Annotated in this window: 14 protein-coding genes and 1 pseudogene; 6 read left to right on the forward strand and 9 right to left on the reverse strand. The window is 68.1% G+C overall.

Going from position 1 to position 16,959, the window contains the following annotated elements; translation table 11 throughout:
- Positions 1 to 55 precede the first annotated feature (55 nt).
- Positions 56 to 859: an ABC transporter permease gene (locus NGF19_RS20045; protein ID WP_252426432.1), complete on the reverse strand. Its 804-nt coding sequence runs from the start codon at positions 857 to 859 to the stop codon at positions 56 to 58.
- A complete protein-coding gene (locus NGF19_RS20050) occupies positions 856 to 1,815 on the reverse strand; it encodes an ABC transporter ATP-binding protein (protein ID WP_252426433.1) in 960 nt (319 codons plus the stop codon). Before NGF19_RS20050 ends, NGF19_RS20045 begins: the two co-directional genes overlap by 4 nt.
- Positions 1,816 to 2,342: 527 nt before the next feature.
- On the opposite strand from NGF19_RS20050, the gene NGF19_RS30725 reads away from it, so the two are divergent.
- The 3 genes from NGF19_RS30725 (at position 2,343) to NGF19_RS20060 (ending at position 6,680) form a co-directional block, all read left to right on the forward strand.
- Positions 2,343 to 2,471, forward strand: coding sequence for a DUF6408 family protein (locus tag NGF19_RS30725; protein WP_289735814.1), 129 nt, complete (start codon positions 2,343 to 2,345; stop codon positions 2,469 to 2,471).
- Positions 2,472 to 2,644: 173 nt separating this feature from the next.
- Complete coding sequence (locus NGF19_RS20055; RefSeq protein WP_252426434.1) at positions 2,645 to 4,690, forward strand: DUF2075 domain-containing protein; 2,046 nt, start codon at positions 2,645 to 2,647, stop codon at positions 4,688 to 4,690.
- A 109-nt stretch (positions 4,691 to 4,799) separates the two neighbouring features.
- Positions 4,800 to 6,680 carry a DUF2075 domain-containing protein gene (locus NGF19_RS20060; RefSeq protein WP_252426435.1) on the forward strand — a complete coding sequence of 627 codons (1,881 nt, stop codon included), beginning with the start codon at positions 4,800 to 4,802 and terminating at the stop codon, positions 6,678 to 6,680.
- 97 nt (positions 6,681 to 6,777) lie between these two features.
- Here NGF19_RS20060 and NGF19_RS20065 read toward each other — a convergent pair whose 3' ends face one another.
- The 4 genes from NGF19_RS20065 to NGF19_RS20080 all read right to left on the reverse strand — a co-directional run bounded on the left by NGF19_RS20065 (position 6,778) and on the right by NGF19_RS20080 (position 12,788).
- On the reverse strand, positions 6,778 to 7,869 hold the full coding sequence (locus tag NGF19_RS20065; protein WP_252426436.1) for a 2Fe-2S iron-sulfur cluster-binding protein: 1,092 nt from the start codon (positions 7,867 to 7,869) through the stop codon (positions 6,778 to 6,780).
- Positions 7,866 to 9,536: a hydroxylamine reductase gene (gene hcp, locus NGF19_RS20070; RefSeq protein ID WP_252426437.1), complete on the reverse strand. Its 1,671-nt coding sequence runs from the start codon at positions 9,534 to 9,536 to the stop codon at positions 7,866 to 7,868. Before hcp ends, NGF19_RS20065 begins: the two co-directional genes overlap by 4 nt.
- Before the next feature lie 128 nt (positions 9,537 to 9,664).
- The gene (locus NGF19_RS20075; RefSeq protein ID WP_252426438.1) at positions 9,665 to 10,375 is read right to left on the reverse strand and encodes a Crp/Fnr family transcriptional regulator; all 711 of its coding nucleotides are present in this window, start codon (positions 10,373 to 10,375) and stop codon (positions 9,665 to 9,667) included.
- A 208-nt stretch (positions 10,376 to 10,583) separates the two neighbouring features.
- On the reverse strand, positions 10,584 to 12,788 hold the full coding sequence (locus tag NGF19_RS20080; protein WP_252426439.1) for a DEAD/DEAH box helicase: 2,205 nt from the start codon (positions 12,786 to 12,788) through the stop codon (positions 10,584 to 10,586).
- Between the two features lie 385 nt (positions 12,789 to 13,173).
- Between NGF19_RS20080 and NGF19_RS20085 the strand changes: the two genes are divergently transcribed.
- Entirely contained in the window at positions 13,174 to 14,865 is a 1,692-nt protein-coding gene (locus NGF19_RS20085; protein ID WP_252426440.1) for an AIPR family protein, read from the forward strand.
- Positions 14,866 to 14,924: 59 nt separating this feature from the next.
- Here the strand turns inward: NGF19_RS20085 and NGF19_RS20090 are convergent.
- The 3 genes and pseudogenes from NGF19_RS20090 to NGF19_RS20100 form a co-directional block, all read right to left on the reverse strand.
- Positions 14,925 to 15,324: pseudogene (locus NGF19_RS20090) on the reverse strand (IS5 family transposase); the annotation flags it as partial.
- Between the two features lie 86 nt (positions 15,325 to 15,410).
- Positions 15,411 to 15,698, reverse strand: a complete 288-nt coding sequence (locus NGF19_RS20095) for a transposase family protein (RefSeq protein ID WP_252426441.1) — start codon at positions 15,696 to 15,698, stop codon at positions 15,411 to 15,413.
- A gap of 23 nt (positions 15,699 to 15,721) precedes the next feature.
- Positions 15,722 to 16,096: a hypothetical protein gene (locus NGF19_RS20100; protein ID WP_252426442.1), complete on the reverse strand. Its 375-nt coding sequence runs from the start codon at positions 16,094 to 16,096 to the stop codon at positions 15,722 to 15,724.
- Positions 16,097 to 16,102: 6 nt separating this feature from the next.
- Between NGF19_RS20100 and NGF19_RS20105 the strand changes: the two genes are divergently transcribed.
- Both NGF19_RS20105 and NGF19_RS20110 read left to right on the forward strand, forming a co-directional pair.
- Positions 16,103 to 16,240 carry a hypothetical protein gene (locus tag NGF19_RS20105; protein WP_252426443.1) on the forward strand — a complete coding sequence of 46 codons (138 nt, stop codon included), beginning with the start codon at positions 16,103 to 16,105 and terminating at the stop codon, positions 16,238 to 16,240.
- Between the two features lie 259 nt (positions 16,241 to 16,499).
- Positions 16,500 to 16,946, forward strand: coding sequence for a hypothetical protein (locus NGF19_RS20110; protein WP_252426444.1), 447 nt, complete (start codon positions 16,500 to 16,502; stop codon positions 16,944 to 16,946).
- Positions 16,947 to 16,959: the final 13 nt, after the last annotated feature.

Here is a 16,959-nt window from a genome sequence, read left to right on the forward strand (position 1 = left end):
GGTACGGAGCAAGTGGTGCGGGCCGAGCCGTGGGGGGAGGGGCTGGGGCCTGTCGTCAGTTGCGGCCGGTGCTCTTGGCGAAGCGGCGCAGGGCCATGAAGGAGAAGGCGGCGAACCAGGCGACGATGTTGACCACCGCACCGGCGAGGCTGGAGTGCTCGCCGCTGAAGGTGTAGCCCTCGGTGAGCCAGTAGCGGGCGAGGGTGGAGACGCCGTACATCGGGGTGTACCGCGAGATCTCCAGCATGGTGCCGCTGAGCGGGATGAACAGGTTGCCGAGGAACGCCAGCGCGGTCATGGTCAGGCCGGGCATGTGCATCACGACCTCGGGCTTCATGATCAGCCCCATCGCGATACCGAGCGCGGCGAAGACCGCGGCCCCCAGCCAGGCGAAGAGCAGGGAGGTCACCCACACCTTGGGGTCGGTGTGTGCCCCGGTGAGGGCACCGAGGACCCCGACGATGGCGACCGGCACGGCGGCCATGACGACCGAGCAGACCACCTTGACGAGCAGATAGCCGGGCGGGGCCAGCGGGCTCATCGCGATCGTGCGCATCCAGCCCGCGGACCGCTCGACCGAGATGGTCGCGGCGGAGCTGGTGGCGGCCATCGCGGCGCCGTACACCGCGAGGCCGATCATCATCCAGGCGGCGAAGTTGCCGTGCGGCAGCGTCCCGTGGGCCGGGGCGGTACGGAACAGGGCGAGGTAGAGGACCGCCGGCAGCAGCAGCGTGAAGATCGTGGTCTGGCGGTTGAAGCGGCGGCGCAGCTCGTAACCGATGAAGGTCGCGTTGACGCCGCCGAAGGACGAGGAGCGCGGGCGGACGGGAGCGGTGGCGGACACGGTCGCGGGGGTCATCGCGGGCCCTCCTGGGCGGTACGGCCCTGGCTGGTGATGGCCATGAAGGCCTCTTCGAGACTGCGCGGGGCGACCTCGATCTCGGTGGCCGAGGTCTGGGTGACCAGCACGCGCAGCAGGGCGTCGGAGTCGGTGGCGTCGAAGTAGTGGCGCTCCCCGCGGACCACGCAGGAGCGGACGACGGGCGAGGCCGCCACCGCGCGTGCGTCCGCCGGGCTGATCAGGGCGGAGACGGTACGGCCGGTCATGGCCGCGCGGATGGAGGAGGCGGAGCCGTCGGCGACGACCCGGCCCTCGTCGATCATCACCACACGGTCGGCGAACTGGTCGGCCTCTTCCATGTAGTGCGTGGCGAACATGACGGTCATGCCGCGCTGGGTGTCCTCGCGGACGGTGGCCCAGAACTCCCGGCGGGCGACGACGTCCATCCCGGCGGTCGGCTCGTCCAGCACCAGGAAGTCCGGGCTCGACAGCAGGGCGATGGCGAACCGCAGCCGCTGCTGCTCACCACCGGAGCACTCGGCGACCCGCCGGTGGCGCAGCGCCGAGATACCGGCGCGGGCCATGACGCCCTCGATGTCGGCGCCCGGGTGCAGCGAGCCGAGCATCCGTACGGTCGCCTCGACGGTCAGATCGGGCAGCAGCCCGCCCGACTGAAGCACCGCGGCGACCTGCCCGGCCCGCACCGCCTGCTGCGGCGCCCGGCCGAACAGCTCGACATGACCGGAGTCGGGCCGGGTGAGCCCGAGCAGCATGTCGATGGTGGTCGTCTTACCGGCACCGTTCGGCCCGAGGAACGCCACGATCTCACCGCGCCGGATCCGCAGACTCAGCCCGTTGACGGCGGTGAATTCCTCACCCTTGGCATTGGTGAAGCGTTTGACCACCGCGTCGAGCACGGCGGCAGCCGGGGACGTCACCTCCCTCGCCGACGGAGGCAGTTGAGTTTCCATCATGATCAGAGTCCTCACCATGTCCGTGGCCGTTACCCCGGCCGTGTTCTTGGCGAGAACCAACCTCCCGCACCGGCCTATCGACGTGGACCGCGGTGGCTACGGGGGGACTATCTGGGGGCTATCTCTGACCGCTGACCTGGGCGTGGTGTGCCGCTCCAAGCGGTCGCGCCGCACCATCACACCTGCTCGGTGCGGGGGAAGGCCACCCGCCCGCCCCGGCAGTCACGCCTTGATCCCCGACGATCCGGCCGGATGACGCCCCTGCGGGCGGATGCGGCGTCGGGTCAACCCGGCCGACGCCGTCTCGCACCGCCGTCGGCCGGGGCCGCCTCGGCGTCAACTCCTTGGCCAGGGAGTTCAGTCGTGCGTTAGCCTAGCCCCGTACCGCGTGTTGCTCCCTGGAGGAATTACACGACATTGCCTGCGGAGACGTGGGCCTTTCGGTTCGATGGCGCAGCGCCCTGGCGTGTTCCCGGCGGGAGCCGGCCGGCGTCCGCCATCGGTCACAACCGAAGGGACGCATTCCTATGGCTGCCGTCGAGTACGCGCGCACGCACCGCGTTTGGGTCCGTGATGTCCTGGTGGGCATCATGGCGAGCCTCGGCTCGAATCTGATGTGGGCGCTGGCGCAGGCCGTGGTGCACCGCCTCGGCTGAGCCGGGCGGCGGGCGGGCCTCCGGGCCCGCCCTCTCCCCTCCCAAGGCCGGGTTAACCTACTGATCGTCATTGCGGCCCGCCGGGCTTCCGCTCCGCTTCGACGGGGCCACGAAGGACATGCCCCCACCCGCGCGATTCGTCTCGTGCCTGGGGAACCTTCGTGCTCCTGCAAATGTCCGCAGCCGAGCTCGGTCAACTCGTCGTTGCTCGGGCCGAGTCCGCGCACCTTCCACTCACCGAGCGGCTGATCGACGGTCATTCCGGGGTCACGGGGCGAACAGCCGACCAGCGCGATGTGGCTTCCTGGAACAACAGCATCCCCGTAGTGGTGAAAGCACTGCTGGACTGCGGCCTCGACGCTGTGGAGGTACAGGTCGAGGTCGACCTGCCGCATACCAACTCCGCCGTGGACCTGGTGCTGTGTGGTCAGCGTCCCGTCACGGGAACGGCCTCCTACCTCGCGGTCGAGCTGAAGCAGGTCCGGCACGCCTCAGTGGACCCCCGGTGTCCGATCGCCGTCGACCTCGGATTCGGCAACGGGAAGAACAAGCTGCATCCGGTGCGGCAGATCCAGCGCTACTGCGAGTACATGATGCGCTACCTCCCTCATCTCCGGGAAGACGAGGATCAGTTGATGGGGGTCGCACTGCTCCACAACGCACGGGACGCGGACGTGGCTGCGCTGTTCGATCTGCCCGAGTCCGACCACGGCTTCCTCTACACGCTTGACGACCTGGACCGGTTCCGGCGGGTCCTCACCTCGAGGTTCGCTGCCGCGTCGGGGAAGCGAGCTGCGCACGCCCTGAGCGAGGCACGCCGCGACCCCTTGCTCAAGGTGACCGATGTGGCGCGGCAGCGGTCGATCACCGGCGGCGGTCTGATGCTCCTCGACGAGCAGTATGTCGCGTTCGACCGGATCACCCGGCACCTGGAGAAGACCGCGCCCTTCACCGGCTACGACGTCGGGCTGTTCTACGACCCCGCCGGCGCCCACGACCCCGGCCGACCGCCGGATCGGAAGCGCGTCTACATCCTGCGGGGTGGTCCGGGCAGCGGAAAGAGCGCCGTGGCTCTGGAACTGCACCGCGAGTTGGGGCTCCAGGGTCGCGAGGCTGTGCTGGCCAGCGGATCTCACGCGTACACGGAGACGCTGCGGGAGATCATGATCGGCACAGCACGCCACGGGCAGGTGTCGGCCAAGCGCAGCGCGGCTCGCAGGCTGTACCGGTATTTCAACAGCTTCGCCGACACCCCGCCGAACAGCATCGATGTCCTGATCTGTGACGAGGCGCACCGCATGCGGCGCAGTTCGACCCACCGCTGGACGCCGAAGGAACTTCGGGACGACGACCGGCCGCAGGCAACCGAGTTGCTCAGGGCCGCCAAGGTGCCGATCTTCCTGCTTGACGACCACCAGTCGATCCGCCCTGACGAGGTGGGAACTGCCGAGTACCTCAAGAATCTCGCTGAGGACAGCGGTTGTTCGGTCGAAGTGATCGATCTGGAGGGAACGTTCCGGGCGGGTGGCAGCAAGCGGTACCAGAACTGGGTCCAGCAGTTGCTGGGACTGAACGTATCCGACCCGGTGGTCTGGCGACCGGACGGCCGGATGACACTCATGGTCGCCGACTCCCCCGATCAAATGGAACAGTTCATTCGGGACCGCGCCCATGAGGGAGCCACGGCGCGCATCACCGCCGGCTTCTGCTGGCCGTGGAGCAATCCGGACGGGGAGCGACTCGTCGACGACGTGCACATCGGGGACTGGCGACGGCCCTGGAACGTGAAGCCGCAGCACAGCGTTCCGAACGCGCCGAAGTCGGATCTGTGGTCGACCGACCACCGCGGCATCGGCCAGATCGGTTGCGTCTACACGGCGCAGACCTTCGAATACGACTGGAACGGCGTCATCATCGGCCGCGACCTGCTGTTCCGTGACGGCGAGTTCACGGTGGACCGGACCGCCTCCCACGACCCCGCCTTCCGCGACCAGGTCGGCGACGCGATCGTCAAGCGGTGTATCCGTAACGCCTACCACGTGCTTCTCACTCGCGGGGTCGTCGGCACCGTGGTCTACGCGGTCGATCCGGCGACCCATAACGAACTGCGCAGGCTCATCCCGGGCACCATCGGCCTGCAGCACTACGACGGCGACCAGCCGAAGCTCACCGCTGAAGGAGCACACCTGCCCCCCGCCTACAACAGACGTCACGGGTAGCCTTGATCCGTCGTAGCTGCGGCCCGCCGGGCTTCCGCTCCGCCTGGCGGAGTCACCGAGGACATGCCCCCACCCGCACGGGTCCCTTCGTGCTGCCTGGGGGCATGCCTTGTTGTTCCGCGACTCCGCCGCCGCGGTCGCCGCCGAGTGCCTCTCCGGCGCTCTCTTCTTCCGTCTGACGGAACAGTTCGTGCACGTGCACGGTCACAAGCCGAGTTCGTCCGAAGTCCGCTCGTGGGAGCGGAGCATCCCGGTCCTCGCGAGCGCGCTCAACGATGCGGGGCTCGGACAGGTGGAGATGCTGCTGGAATACGGGCTGCCGTTGAACAGCAAGCGCGCCGATGCCGTGCTCGCCGGCGTACACCCCGAGACCGGGCTGCCGTCGTACGTCGTCGTGGAGCTGAAGCAGTGGAGCAGCGCCGAGCCGGACGACGACGATCCGTCGCTGTGTCGCGTCGGTGCTTACACCCGGGCCGTGCTGAACCCTGTCGACCAGGTGCGCGGGTACTGCGAGTACCTCATCTCCTTCAACGGAGCGTTGGCCGGGCACCCGGAGCGTGTCTGTGGTGCCGCGTACCTGCACAATGCCACCGAGTTCGGCGTCAGCGGGCTCTTCGAGGCCGAGCAGGACCAGTTCGGGCAGCTCTTCGTCGGTGCACGGCGCGGCCAGTTCATCGACTTTCTGCGTACGAGGCTGGGCACAGGGTCCGGCGCTTCGGCCGCGGACGAGCTCCTGAACGGGAAGATCGGTCCGTCCAAGCAGCTCATGGCGGTGGCGGCCCAAGAGGTGCGCGAACGTGAGCAGTTCGTGTTGCTGGACGAGCAGAAGATCGCGTTCCGCACGGTCCTCAACGCCGTTCGCCGCGCCAAGCAGTCCGACCACAAAGAGGTCGTGGTCGTCACCGGCGGGCCCGGCACCGGCAAAAGCGTCATCGCACTGTCGCTCCTCGGCGAGCTGTACCGGCAGAACACCTCCGCGCTGCACGCGACAGGCTCCAGCTCGTTCACGACGACGATGCGAAAGGTCGCGGGCGCTCGAAAGCGTGAAGTACGGGACCTCTTCAAGTACTTCAACAGTTTCATGACCGCCGAGCGCAATGGTCTCGACGTCCTGATCTGCGACGAAGCTCACCGCATTCGGGAGACTTCGGCCAACCGCTACACGTCGGCATCGAACCGCACCGGCAAAGCCCAGGTCGAAGAACTCCTGGACGCGGCGCGCGTCCCGGTGTTTCTGCTGGACGAGCATCAGGTCGTTCGGCCCGGCGAGATGGGTACGGTCACGGAGATCGAGACGGCCGCCGCGAAGAAGGGGCTCCGCTGCCACGTGGTGCCGCTGGACAGCCAGTTCCGGTGCGGTGGCAGCGACGCGTATCTGCGGTGGGTGGTAAGGCTGTTGGGGCTCGAGCCGGGGGGCCCGGTGGTCTGGGAACCCGACGACAAGATGCGGCTCATGGTCGCGGACAGCCCGCAGGAGATGGAGGCGTTCCTCGACAACCGCCGCGCGCAGAATTACAGCGCGCGTATATCCGCGGGCTACTGCTGGAAGTGGACGAAGAAGGTCCCACCCGGGCAGGCGCTGCCCGCGGACGTCGTCGTCGGGGAGTGGGAACGCCCCTGGAACGTCTTCGGCGACCGGGCTGTCGGAGGCGCGCCCCCGGCGGCCCTGTGGGCAACCGACCCGGCCGGTTTCGGTCAGGTGGGCTGCGTCTACACGGCGCAGGGCTTCGAGTACGACTGGAGTGGCGTCATCATCGGCCCCGACCTGGTGTGGCGGGGCGACCGGTGGGTCACCGACCGTACGGCGTCCAAGGATCCGGTCTTCAAGAAGTCGACTCCGGACGCGGATGTCGACCGGCTGATTCGCAACACGTACAAGGTGCTGTTGACGCGAGGAATGGTCGGCACGGTGGTGTACTCGACCGACGCCGAGACACGCGAAAAGCTGAGAGAGCTGACCGGCGCGGCCTTGAGCCTCACTGCCGCGTGACCTGGTCCTGATCCGCAGCTCCGTGACGGCACGGGGACTGGACGGGGATGCCGTGCGAGGGCGGTCGCGGGGTTGCGGCCGCCCTTCGGCGGCTCGGTCAGGTGGGCAGGAACAGTTCCCGGAACACCCGGTCCTGGGGGATCCCTTCCGCCGTCGCCACGTCCGTGACGGCCTCGATCAGGGCCGGTGGGCCGCATACGTAGATGTCCGGCGACTCCGTTCCGTCCAGGGTGCGCAGTGCGGCGGCGAGGCGTTCGGCCGGTGTGCCGACGGCGCCCTGCCAGCGGGTGCCCGGTCGGCGTACGCAGATCTCGTGGGTGAATCCCGGCAGCCCGGCGGCGATCTCCTGGAGCGGGGCCTCGCCGAAGACGTCGTCCTCCTCGTTCACGCCGAAGCAGAACCAGGCCTGCTGCGGCTCCTGCCATTCGGCCATCTGCCGCGCCATGGACAGCAGCGGCGCCAGTCCCGTACCACCGGCGACGAACCAGCGGGGCCGCAGCCCGGTCTCGCGCAGCCCGAACGCGCCCTGCGGGCCGTGCACCGTCAGCCGGTCGCCCACCCGGGCCCGCTCGCGCAGGTACGAGGAGAACAGCCCGTCGGGCAGCAGCTTCACGTACAGCTCCAGGACGCCGTCCCAATTCCCGGTGTTGGCAAGGGAGTAGACGCGCCGTGCGCCCCCGCTGTCCGGCACCTCCACCTCGACGAACTGTCCCGCGTCGAACTGGAAGCCGCCGCCCTCCTCCTCGTCCGGCTCCAGCACCAGTTCCAGCCGGACGGTGTCGCGGGCGACGTGGTCAAGGGCGGTGAGCGTGCCCTCGCGGACCGGGATCGAGCCGTAGACGATGCGGGAGTCGCCGTAGGGCAGTTCGGCCGCCAGCGCCTCGCGCGGGAAGGTGCGGCAGAGCAGCACGCCGCCGTTCGCCCGCTCCCCGGGCGGCAGCGCCTGCGTACTGTGGGCGCCCAGGTCGTACGCACCGGAGACGACGGTGGCCCGGCAGGAGCCGCAGGTGCCCTGGCGGCACGCGGCGGGCAGCGCGGCGCCCCACTCCGCCGCCGCTTCGAGGACGCTCTGCCCCGGCGCGCACGGGAACTCCAGCCGCTGCCCGTCGACGGTGTGCAGCGTGACCGGGACGGCCCCGTCCGCCGCCTCCCCGGCGCTCCCGGTACGGGGCTCGGTGGCCGACGTCATGACGCGGACCTCTCCAGCGCCGCCGCGACATCGATGGCCGGGTCGCCGATGGTGCGCAGCCCGAACGTGTCGACGAGCGCCGCCACCAGCCCCGGCGTGAGGTAGACGGGCAGTGACGGACCCAGGTGGATGTTGCGGAATCCGAGCGCCAGCAGGCTCAGCAGCACGGCCACCGCCTTCTGCTCGGTCCAGGACAGGGCGAGCGTCAGCGGCAGTTCGTCGAGGCCGCACTCGAACGCGCCGGCCAACGCCTGGGCGATCTTGACGGCGGAGAAGGCGTCGTTGCACTGGCCGAGGTCCAGCAGCCGGGGAATCCCGTCGATCTCGCCGAAGTCATGCCCGTTGAAACGGTACTTGGCGCAGCCGAGCGTCATCACCACCGAGTCGTCCGGCGCCCCCAGCGCGAAGTCCCGGTAGTACTCGCGGCCGACGGTGGGGCCGTCGCAGCCGCCGACGAGGAAGAAGTGCCGGATGGCACCCTGTCGTACGGCGTCGGTGACCTTGTCCGCGACGGAGAGCAGCGCGTCGCGCCCGAACCCGACCGTGATGAACCGCTCCTCCGGCTCGTCCGCGCGGAAGCCGGGCATGGCCTGCGCGGCCTTGATCAGGGCGGAGAAGTCGCGGTCCGCCAGGTGCCGCACCCCCGGCCAGCCCACGGGCCCGGTCGTGAAGATCCGTCGGCGGTACGCGGGGTACGGCTCGATGATGCAGTTCGACGTCATCAGGATCGGGCCGGGGAACTTCGTGAACTCCCGCTGCTGGTCCTGCCAGGCCCCGCCGTAGTTGCCGACCAGGTGCGGGTACGCCTTGAGGAGCGGGTAGGCATGCGCGGGCAACATCTCGCCGTGCGTGTAGACGTTGACGCCCGTGTCCTTCGTCTGCTCCAACAGCGCGGCCAGGTCCCGCAGATCGTGCCCGCTGACCAGGATCGCCTTGCCCGCCACCGGAGTTGTCCGTACGGCCGTCGGCTGCTGAGGGCCGAACGTGCCGGTGTTGGCGGCGTCGAGCATCTCCATGACCGTCAGGTTGAGCCGCCCGAGCCCGACCGCGCGCGCGAGCAACTCCTCGGTCTCCGTGGGCTGTTCGGCCAGGTAGGCCAGCGCCTCCTCGACCCCGGCGGACACGTCGTCGTTCTGCTGCCCGAGCACGTGGGCGTGGTAGGAGTACGCACAGATGCCCTTGATCGCGTACAGGTGCAGCGAGCGCAGCCCGACGACATCGGGGCCGACCGCGCCGAGCCCCGCGTCCACCCGGTACGAGGGCGCCTGCCGCAGCAGCCCGTCCAGGTCGGCGGCGGGCTCCCACCGCGCAGGGCCGGTGAGTTGCTCGGGCTGCTGACCGCGGGCACGCGCGGCGTCCTCGTAACGGGCCCGCACCCGGTCCCGTACGGCCGCGGCCTGCTGGATCAGGGCGACGAAGCGGGTGGGGTTGAAGTTGACGTTGGTCAGGGTGGTGAAGACCGCGTAGAGGATGAAGGGCGCCGCCTCTTCGTCGGGAGCGCCCAGGGCGCGGGCCCGCGTCGCGTACTGGGCGATGCCCTTCACCGCGTGGATCAGTACGTCCTGGAGGTCGGCGGTGGCGGGATCCTTGCCGCAGTTGCCCAGCGGGCCCGCGCAGCCGAGCATCTCACCGGTACGGTCGGCCTGTTCGCACTGATAGCAGAACATCCATGCTCCTTGGCAATGAGTGGTGTCCCCGTGGAGCCGACGCTAGGCCGATGCCACCGCCGTCTCCTTGACGCAGATCAAGGAGGGAGCAAGGTGTGCTGTGGCGTCGATCACCGCCATCACCTCCATCACCGCCATGCCAGCTTGTCCCGCAGGGCGGTCGTGTCATGGAGCACGATGCACCGGCCCCGCACGCTGATCAGGCTCTGGGCCGACAGTCCGTGCAGGACGCGGGAGAACGTCTCCGGGGTGAGGTTCAGCCGCGAGGCGAGGATCTGCTTCGACACGGGCAGCCGCACATGGTCCCGGCCCTCCTTGTCGGTGGTGGCGTCGTCGGTGGTGGCGTTGTGCAGCAGGAACCCGATGACCCGCTGCTCACCCGTCCGCAGCGAGTAGGACTCCACGTCCCGTACGAGTCGGCGCAGCCGCACCGCCATGTTGCCGAGCATCCGGCGGGCGAACGACGGGTCCCGGTCGAGCAGTTCGAGCATCGCCCGACTGGCGACCGCCAGCATCTCCGTACCGACCAGCGCCGTCGCGGTGACGGGATAGGTGCTGCCGTCGAAGACCACCGCTTCCCCGAAGCTCTCCCCCGCCGACACGATCTCCACGACCTTCTCCGACCCGTCGCCCGTGGACACCGAGAGCTGCATCTGCCCGCCCAGGACGAAGAAGAAGCCCCGCACGGGATCGCCCTGATGAAAGAGCACCCGCCCGCGCGCCAGCGTCACGGAGGAGCACCCGGCCGAGATCACCCCGAGCTGCTCGGAGGTGAGCCCGGCGAACAACGGCAACCGGGACAGCAGCTCCCGCGCATCCACTCCGGCCCGCGGCGACATGTACCCTCCAGCGCCCCATGCCCGGATACCCCAGGCCTTCCAGCCACACCCGCACCGACGCTACTGCGGGACCACACCCCGGCCGGAAGGGCCATTGGTCCCGGGTATGCGAACGGGCCGCCTGTTGACGTGCGTTGGGCCGGACGGCCGCTCACGGGCGTCCCGCGGACTCACGGGTGCCCTGCGGACTCACGGGCGTCCCGCGGACTCACGGGTGTCCCGCGGGCTCGTCGCGGACCGCTGCCAGCCGCTCGCGGACCGCTGCCAGCCGCGCCTGCTCCTCCTCGACGATCTGGCGGGCCATCACCGTGTCCGAGACGTCGACCGCGTCCGGCGTGGACTCGGCGACCGCGCTGCGGCGTGCGTACGCGTCGAACAGGCGGGTCTTGTTCTTCAGCATCTCCACCATCCGCTCGTCCACCCCGCGGGTGGTGAGCAGCCGGTGCACCCGGACCGAACGCACCTGCCCCATGCGATGGGCCCGCGCCACCGCCTGGTGCTCGATGGTCGGTTTGATCTGCGGCTCACAGATGATCACGACCGACGCGGCCTGCATGTTGAGCCCCACCCCCGCCGCCTCGATCTGCGCCACCAGCACCGCATGACCCGGCACGGCGGCGAACTCGTCCACCAACTGCTGACGGCGCGCGGGCGGCACGCTTCCCGAGATCGGACCGAACACCGGACCGCCACCCTTGCTCCGCGCGGCGTCCAGCGTGTCCTTCACCGCCCCGAGGACGTCCCTGAAGGCGGAGAACACCACCACCTTCAGCCCGTTCTCGGCGGCGTCCTCGACGATCTCGCGCAGCCGGTTCAGCTTGGCCGACTTCTCGGGACGGGCGTACGCGGCTCTGCGCATCGCCATGAAATTGCCGGCGCCCACGGCCTCGCGGTAAGCCTCTTCGTCCGACGGGCTGAACTCGTCCCACTCGTCCGTCTGCTGGAGCGCGGGCAGTTCGGTCAGGACGTCCTGCTGGTTGCGGCGCAGATAGACCGGGGCGACAGCCTTCCGGAAGGCCTTGGAACCGGCCACTCCGTCACGGTCACCGATGGCCTCCGCCAGATGCGGCTGGAGAATCTGCACGAGGCTGCGGAACTCGGCGACTCGGTTCTCCATGGGAGTGCCCGTCATGAAGAGAACGCGTTCGCATCGCCCGGACCATTCCGTCACGGCCCGGGAGCGACGCGTCTTCGGGTTCTTCACGTAGTGCGCCTCGTCCACGACCAGCATCCCCAGCTCGCCGCCTCCGGGCACCGGGAAGCCGCGCAGGGCGTCGAAGGTGGTCACCCCTACGCCGCCCCTGCCCTTCCAGTCCGCGAACGCTTCCTGTCTGTCGGGGCCGTGAAGAGGCATCACGCGCAGCTTGCTGCGGGCCTCGATCTCGCGTGTCCAGTTGATCAGGACGCTGGCCGGGCAGACGACCATGAAGTGGCTCTGCCCCTCGGCGGCGAGATGGGCCAGGGCGGCGATGGCCTGGATGGTCTTTCCGAGCCCCATCTCGTCGCCGAGCATCGCCTTGCGTTGCGCCAGGACGAAGCGCGCCCCGAAGGCTTGATAACCGCGTAGCGACACCCGCCGGTGCGTGTCGTCGAGCTTCTGGTCACGGACCCGCTCGGCGACGTCGTCGGGCAGGAACCCCTCGACGGCGGCCGTGTCCGGTCTGCGGCCGGAGATCTCCGCGAGCAGGCTGTAGTAGTCGGCGGAACGCAGCTCGAAATCGACCCAGGCCGCGGCCTCGGTCGAGGTACCGCGCAGCAGGTCCACCGAGGCCTGCGCGAGCAGCTCCGGCACACCGCCCCGCGCCGCTTCCTCGGTCAGCCCGCGGAGCTCCGCGACAGCCTCCAGCGCCCGAGTTCGTCTGGCCTTCCCCGCCAGCAGCATCCGCAGCCGCCCGGCGGCCGGCTTGGCTTCGGCGAGCAGCGGACCGAGCCGCGCCGAGAGGGCCGCGGCCGTGTCGACGGCTCGCCGCGCGTCGAGGCCCGCTTCCACCAGCACCTGCAGGGCCATGACGAGTGAGGTGGTGCGCGGCTCCGGCCGATCCACGTCGATGTGGACGGCGACGGCCTCCCGAACGGCATCGGCTATCTGACGTGCCGCCGCGATGACCTGATCGGCGGTCCGCTCCCCCACCCCGGGAATCTGCCGCAACCGGTAGGGACCGGCATCGAGCACCTGCCGAACCGACCGCAGCCCGCTCCGCTCGACTTCCCCGAGCCTCAGCCGCCCCTCGGTGACCTCCTTCAACCGGGTCACCGGGATGGCGTCCAGCGCCTGTTCCACCGCCGTGTCGCAGATCGGCTTCAGCGCCGCCCGAACCGCCTCGACCGCCCGCCCGTGGTCGTCGGCCACCGCCTGCGCCGCCGCGTACAGCCGCCCTCCCGCGGCAACCGCCTCCCGCTCACCGCGCCCCATCCCGCCCCGGCCCCTCTCGCCACGTCAAGCTGTATCAAGTTCTGTGGACCGCCGCGGACAGTACAACGGCCTGACCCGCTTGCTCGCAGGTCAGGCCGATTGCCCACGTCCGATCAGACGTTGAAGCGGAATGTCTACTGCAGATCTCCCGCCTGCGAAGATATCGCTTCCCCAGGAGTCATCCCAGCACGATCCCAGCACGGGTTCCATCTCGGCTGCTCCAGCGCGTCGAGGCGCGGATCGGAGCCGATGGAGTGTCGACTCGGACCTCAACAGCCAGAGCCCGACAGCTGCGCCGCCCTCGCCGAAAAGGCCAAGGTCTGACCATTCCCAAGGGTTACGCTGAATCTCTTGGTTCACGGGACGACGAAGGGGCGGAACCTCCGTGCGCGCGCTGCATGTTCACCACGTCAAGGATTCACTCAGTCAGGACTTCAACGGCCTGATCGACTTGAGCGACCTGGCGGGCAGTCAACGCGCCCAATCCGACACGATCTTCCTCACCAGGGCATTGGCAGCTCGCGCCGTACAGCGCTTCACAGGCTGCGCCCTCGACGAGGCCGCGGCCGCCGTGACCGACGGGTTCCATGACAACGGGATCGACGCTCTGGCCATCGACGAGGAAAACCGTCGGATCGTCATCGTCCAGTCGAAACTGGACAGTTCGGGAAATTCTGGGCTCTCACAAGCCGACGCCCTAAAGATCCGGAACGGCTGCAGTGACCTGTTCAACATGAAGTTCGACCGCTTCTCACCCGCACTCCAAGCGCGCCGCACAGAAATCGCTGCAGCTTTGAGTGATGCTGCGGTCACCTTCATCGTGGTTGTCGCCACTACGGGCCGAAGCGCTCTGCCAGCGGAGGCCCAGTACGTATTCGACGACTTCCTGACGGAAGCCAACGAAAATGATCCAGTGGTCACTCTAGAAGTACTTGGCCTACGAGAATTCCATTCCATGGTCGTCGAAGGAACAGCAGGACCACGGATCGAGCTGGCCGTGCCCATCGAACAGTGGGGAAAGGTCGACCTTCCTTATCAGGCGTACTACGGACTTGTTCAAGCAACAGAAATCGCCTCATGGTTCGAACAGCACGGCGATCGACTTTTCTCACAGAATCTACGCAAGTCACTCGGTAATACCGAGGTAAACGAAGGTTTGACCCACACACTGCTCACCCAGGGTGAGAACTTCTGGTATTTCAACAATGGAATCACCGCGCTCTGCGAATCCGTCAAGAAGACGCCTCGCGGTGGCTCTACCCACGCGTATGGGGACTTCACGATCGAGGGCGTGAGCGTGGTCAACGGGGCACAGACCGTGGCGAGCATCCACAGGGCGGCAAAGAAGGACAAGAAGCCTCTCGAAGAGGCCCGCGTGTGGGTTCGATTCATCTCACTCGAGGGATGTCCACCCGATTTCGCCACGAATGTGACCCGGGCAACAAACACGCAGAACAGTGTCGAGAGCCGCGACTTCGTCGCACTTGATCAACAGCAGGAACGCATTCGCCGGGACATGCTTCTATCACTACACAAGCAGTACTCCGTCAAACGCGGAGAAAGCGTACCCACAGCAAGTGACGGATGCACAGTCGAAGATGCAATCGTTGCGCTCGCCTGCGCCCACAACAATCCGTACTACACGGTTCTGGCAAAGAGCGCGGTTGGCCGGCTGTCCGAAAACACCGAACGAGCACCGTACACAAATCTCTTCAACAACGGGACCAGCGCGCATCGGGTGTGGCGTTGTGTTCAGGTGATGCGTGCGGTCGAAACAGACTTGGCCGATCGTCGGAAGAAGCTCGTCGATAGGGAGTTCGCCGTGGCCGCACACGGGAACCGGATCGTGCTGCAGCTGGTGTTCAACCAACTCAGAATGGACAAAATCAACGATGCGAACTACGACTGGGATAAGGAGATCAAGCAGATTCACAAGGTAACCGGCATCGCTCTCGACCACCTGACCGAGGCCATCGAGAGCACCTACTCGAACAACTATCTCGCGCCGCTCTTCAAGAACACCACGAAGTGCCGCGACCTGGTCACCCAGGTCGAGGCCAAGTTGGGTTCCGGCTGATCGGTGGCGCCCGGCAGATTGGCTCTTACTGGACGTTTCAGAATGAGGTTCGGAGGCAGGCGGAGGCATATGAGGCTGCAGGCCAGTTCGAGCAGGCCCTGATGGAGATCGGCGCGTCGTTCGTAGCGGATGCGGAGTCGTTTGAACTGAAGCAGCCAGGCGAAGGCGCGCTCGACCGCCCGACGCACCTTGCCCAGACCGGAGCCGGTAGGCGACACCGCGTCGGGCGATCAGGGGCTTGATGCCGCGTTTCCACAGCAGGCGGCGGTACTTGTCGAAGTCGTACCCCCGGTCGGCGTACAGCCGACGGGGCTTGCGCCGAGGGCGTCCCCGCAGGCCTCGGATCGGCGGGACCGCGTCCAGCAGGGGCAGGGGCTGAGTGACATCGTGCCGGTTGCCGCCGGTGAGTGTGACGGCGAACAGGGTTCCGTGCCGGTCGACGATCAGGTGGTGCTTTGAGGTTCCCCCGCTGTGCGGGAGGTGCTGACTAACGAGCTCGTGCACGGTAGGCAGTGGGGCGTCGAGGATGGCGGCGGGGCTCGGGTTCACACCTGCCGTGCCGACGTCAGGTCCGCGGTCTGCTGGTGGGACAGCAGGCCGGCGACGGCTTGGACGATGTCGCTCATGTGCTCGCGGCGGCCGAGGTGGCGGACCAGTGCCCGCCAGTTCTTCAGGTGGGCGATGCCGTGCTCGACACGAATGCGTCGTGAGGAGTGCGCTTTGCGCTGCCGCTCGTGCGTTTCTTCGTACCAGTCCGGGGCGTTCTTCTTGACGAGCGCGATCGCGTCCCGCTTGAACTCCTCGGTGTACCGCTTCGAGTACTTGTTTCCCACCTGGTGCTACTTCCTCTGGAACCTCAGGTCCCAGTCTCCAGGTGTCCACGATCAAGGGGAAGCTTCAGTGGTGGCAGTGCCCCCTCCGGTGGGATCACGGTGGTGCGGTCACCACCGTAGATCTTCCTGGTGATGCCGAGGACGTTGCCGCCGTCGCCGTTTCCGGCGATGTCCCGGGTTTCCGTCTCCCGGCCGAGCCCGTCGTAGGTGTGCCGGATCTGGGTCTCCACGGAGAGTGCGTCGGCCGGTGCGAACAGAGCGCGGTTGGGCGCTGACTCGTCGTTGTAGTACGGCGCGAACGTCTTCGTCGTCAGGCCGCGCTCGTTGTAGAAGACGTCCGAGAGGACACGGCCGCCGTTCGGGCCCGGTTCCTGCGTCTGCCGTTCGCGCAGGCGCAACGACCGGTGGCCGTCTGGGACGGCAGCGCGCCCACCGGCAAGGGCGGCGGCACCGCCGACACGGTGGCCGAGGCGCGGGCGGCGGGGCTCGCAGTCGACGTGGTGTGGCCTTCAGGAACGCGAAGGACCGGCACCCTCCGCTGAGGGCCGCGCACTCCTCTCGGGGATGTGCACGACCAGGGCGCAACCCGGTGATCGATTCCGGCCATGTCGATTCGAACTGCTCAACTGGCGGAGAAGAGAGTCAAGTTAGCGGCGACTTGACCCACGAACCTCTACGATTGACCCCACATCATGGCCGTACAGGGCGGCCGTGATGCGTCAATGAAGGCCGCGTCGGGGACGTGTATGCCTCAAGGTCACCCCCGGTGCGTAGCATTTGTGAACGTTGGATGGGGGTGTGATGCCGGATTCCGACACGCCCGGCGAGGGACTGTTCGCGCTGCCGATGGTCGTCCCGCGATCGACCGGATACAGCCGCCTCCGCGTGCCCCCGGAGGCGACCGCGCAGGAGATCCGCGCGGCGGCCGGCCGGTACGACGCCCGGTTGCAGGCGCGCGGCGCGAGCGAGGACGAGATCGTCGCCGCGCACGCCGTCAATCTGGAGAACGCCGAGACCCGCGCCGAACACGACGCGCGCTTCCCGCCGCTGCCGCTGCTGCGCCTGGAGCCGACCTGGGAGCCCGTCCTCGACGAGCGGGACGCCGGACTGACCGTGCTGCGCAAGGAGATCGAGGACTTCCTGACCGCGGCCGGCGAGAGCGTGCACCACCCGATGGACACCACCCGCACCGACTTCACGGGCGACTTCACCCGCATTCCCCTGCTCGACGGCTTCGCCGACGAATGACCCCGGAGGATCC

Origin of the sequence: Streptomyces macrolidinus, from assembly GCF_023887685.1 — a bacterium.
Lineage (GTDB): Bacteria > Actinomycetota > Actinomycetes > Streptomycetales > Streptomycetaceae > Streptomyces > Streptomyces macrolidinus.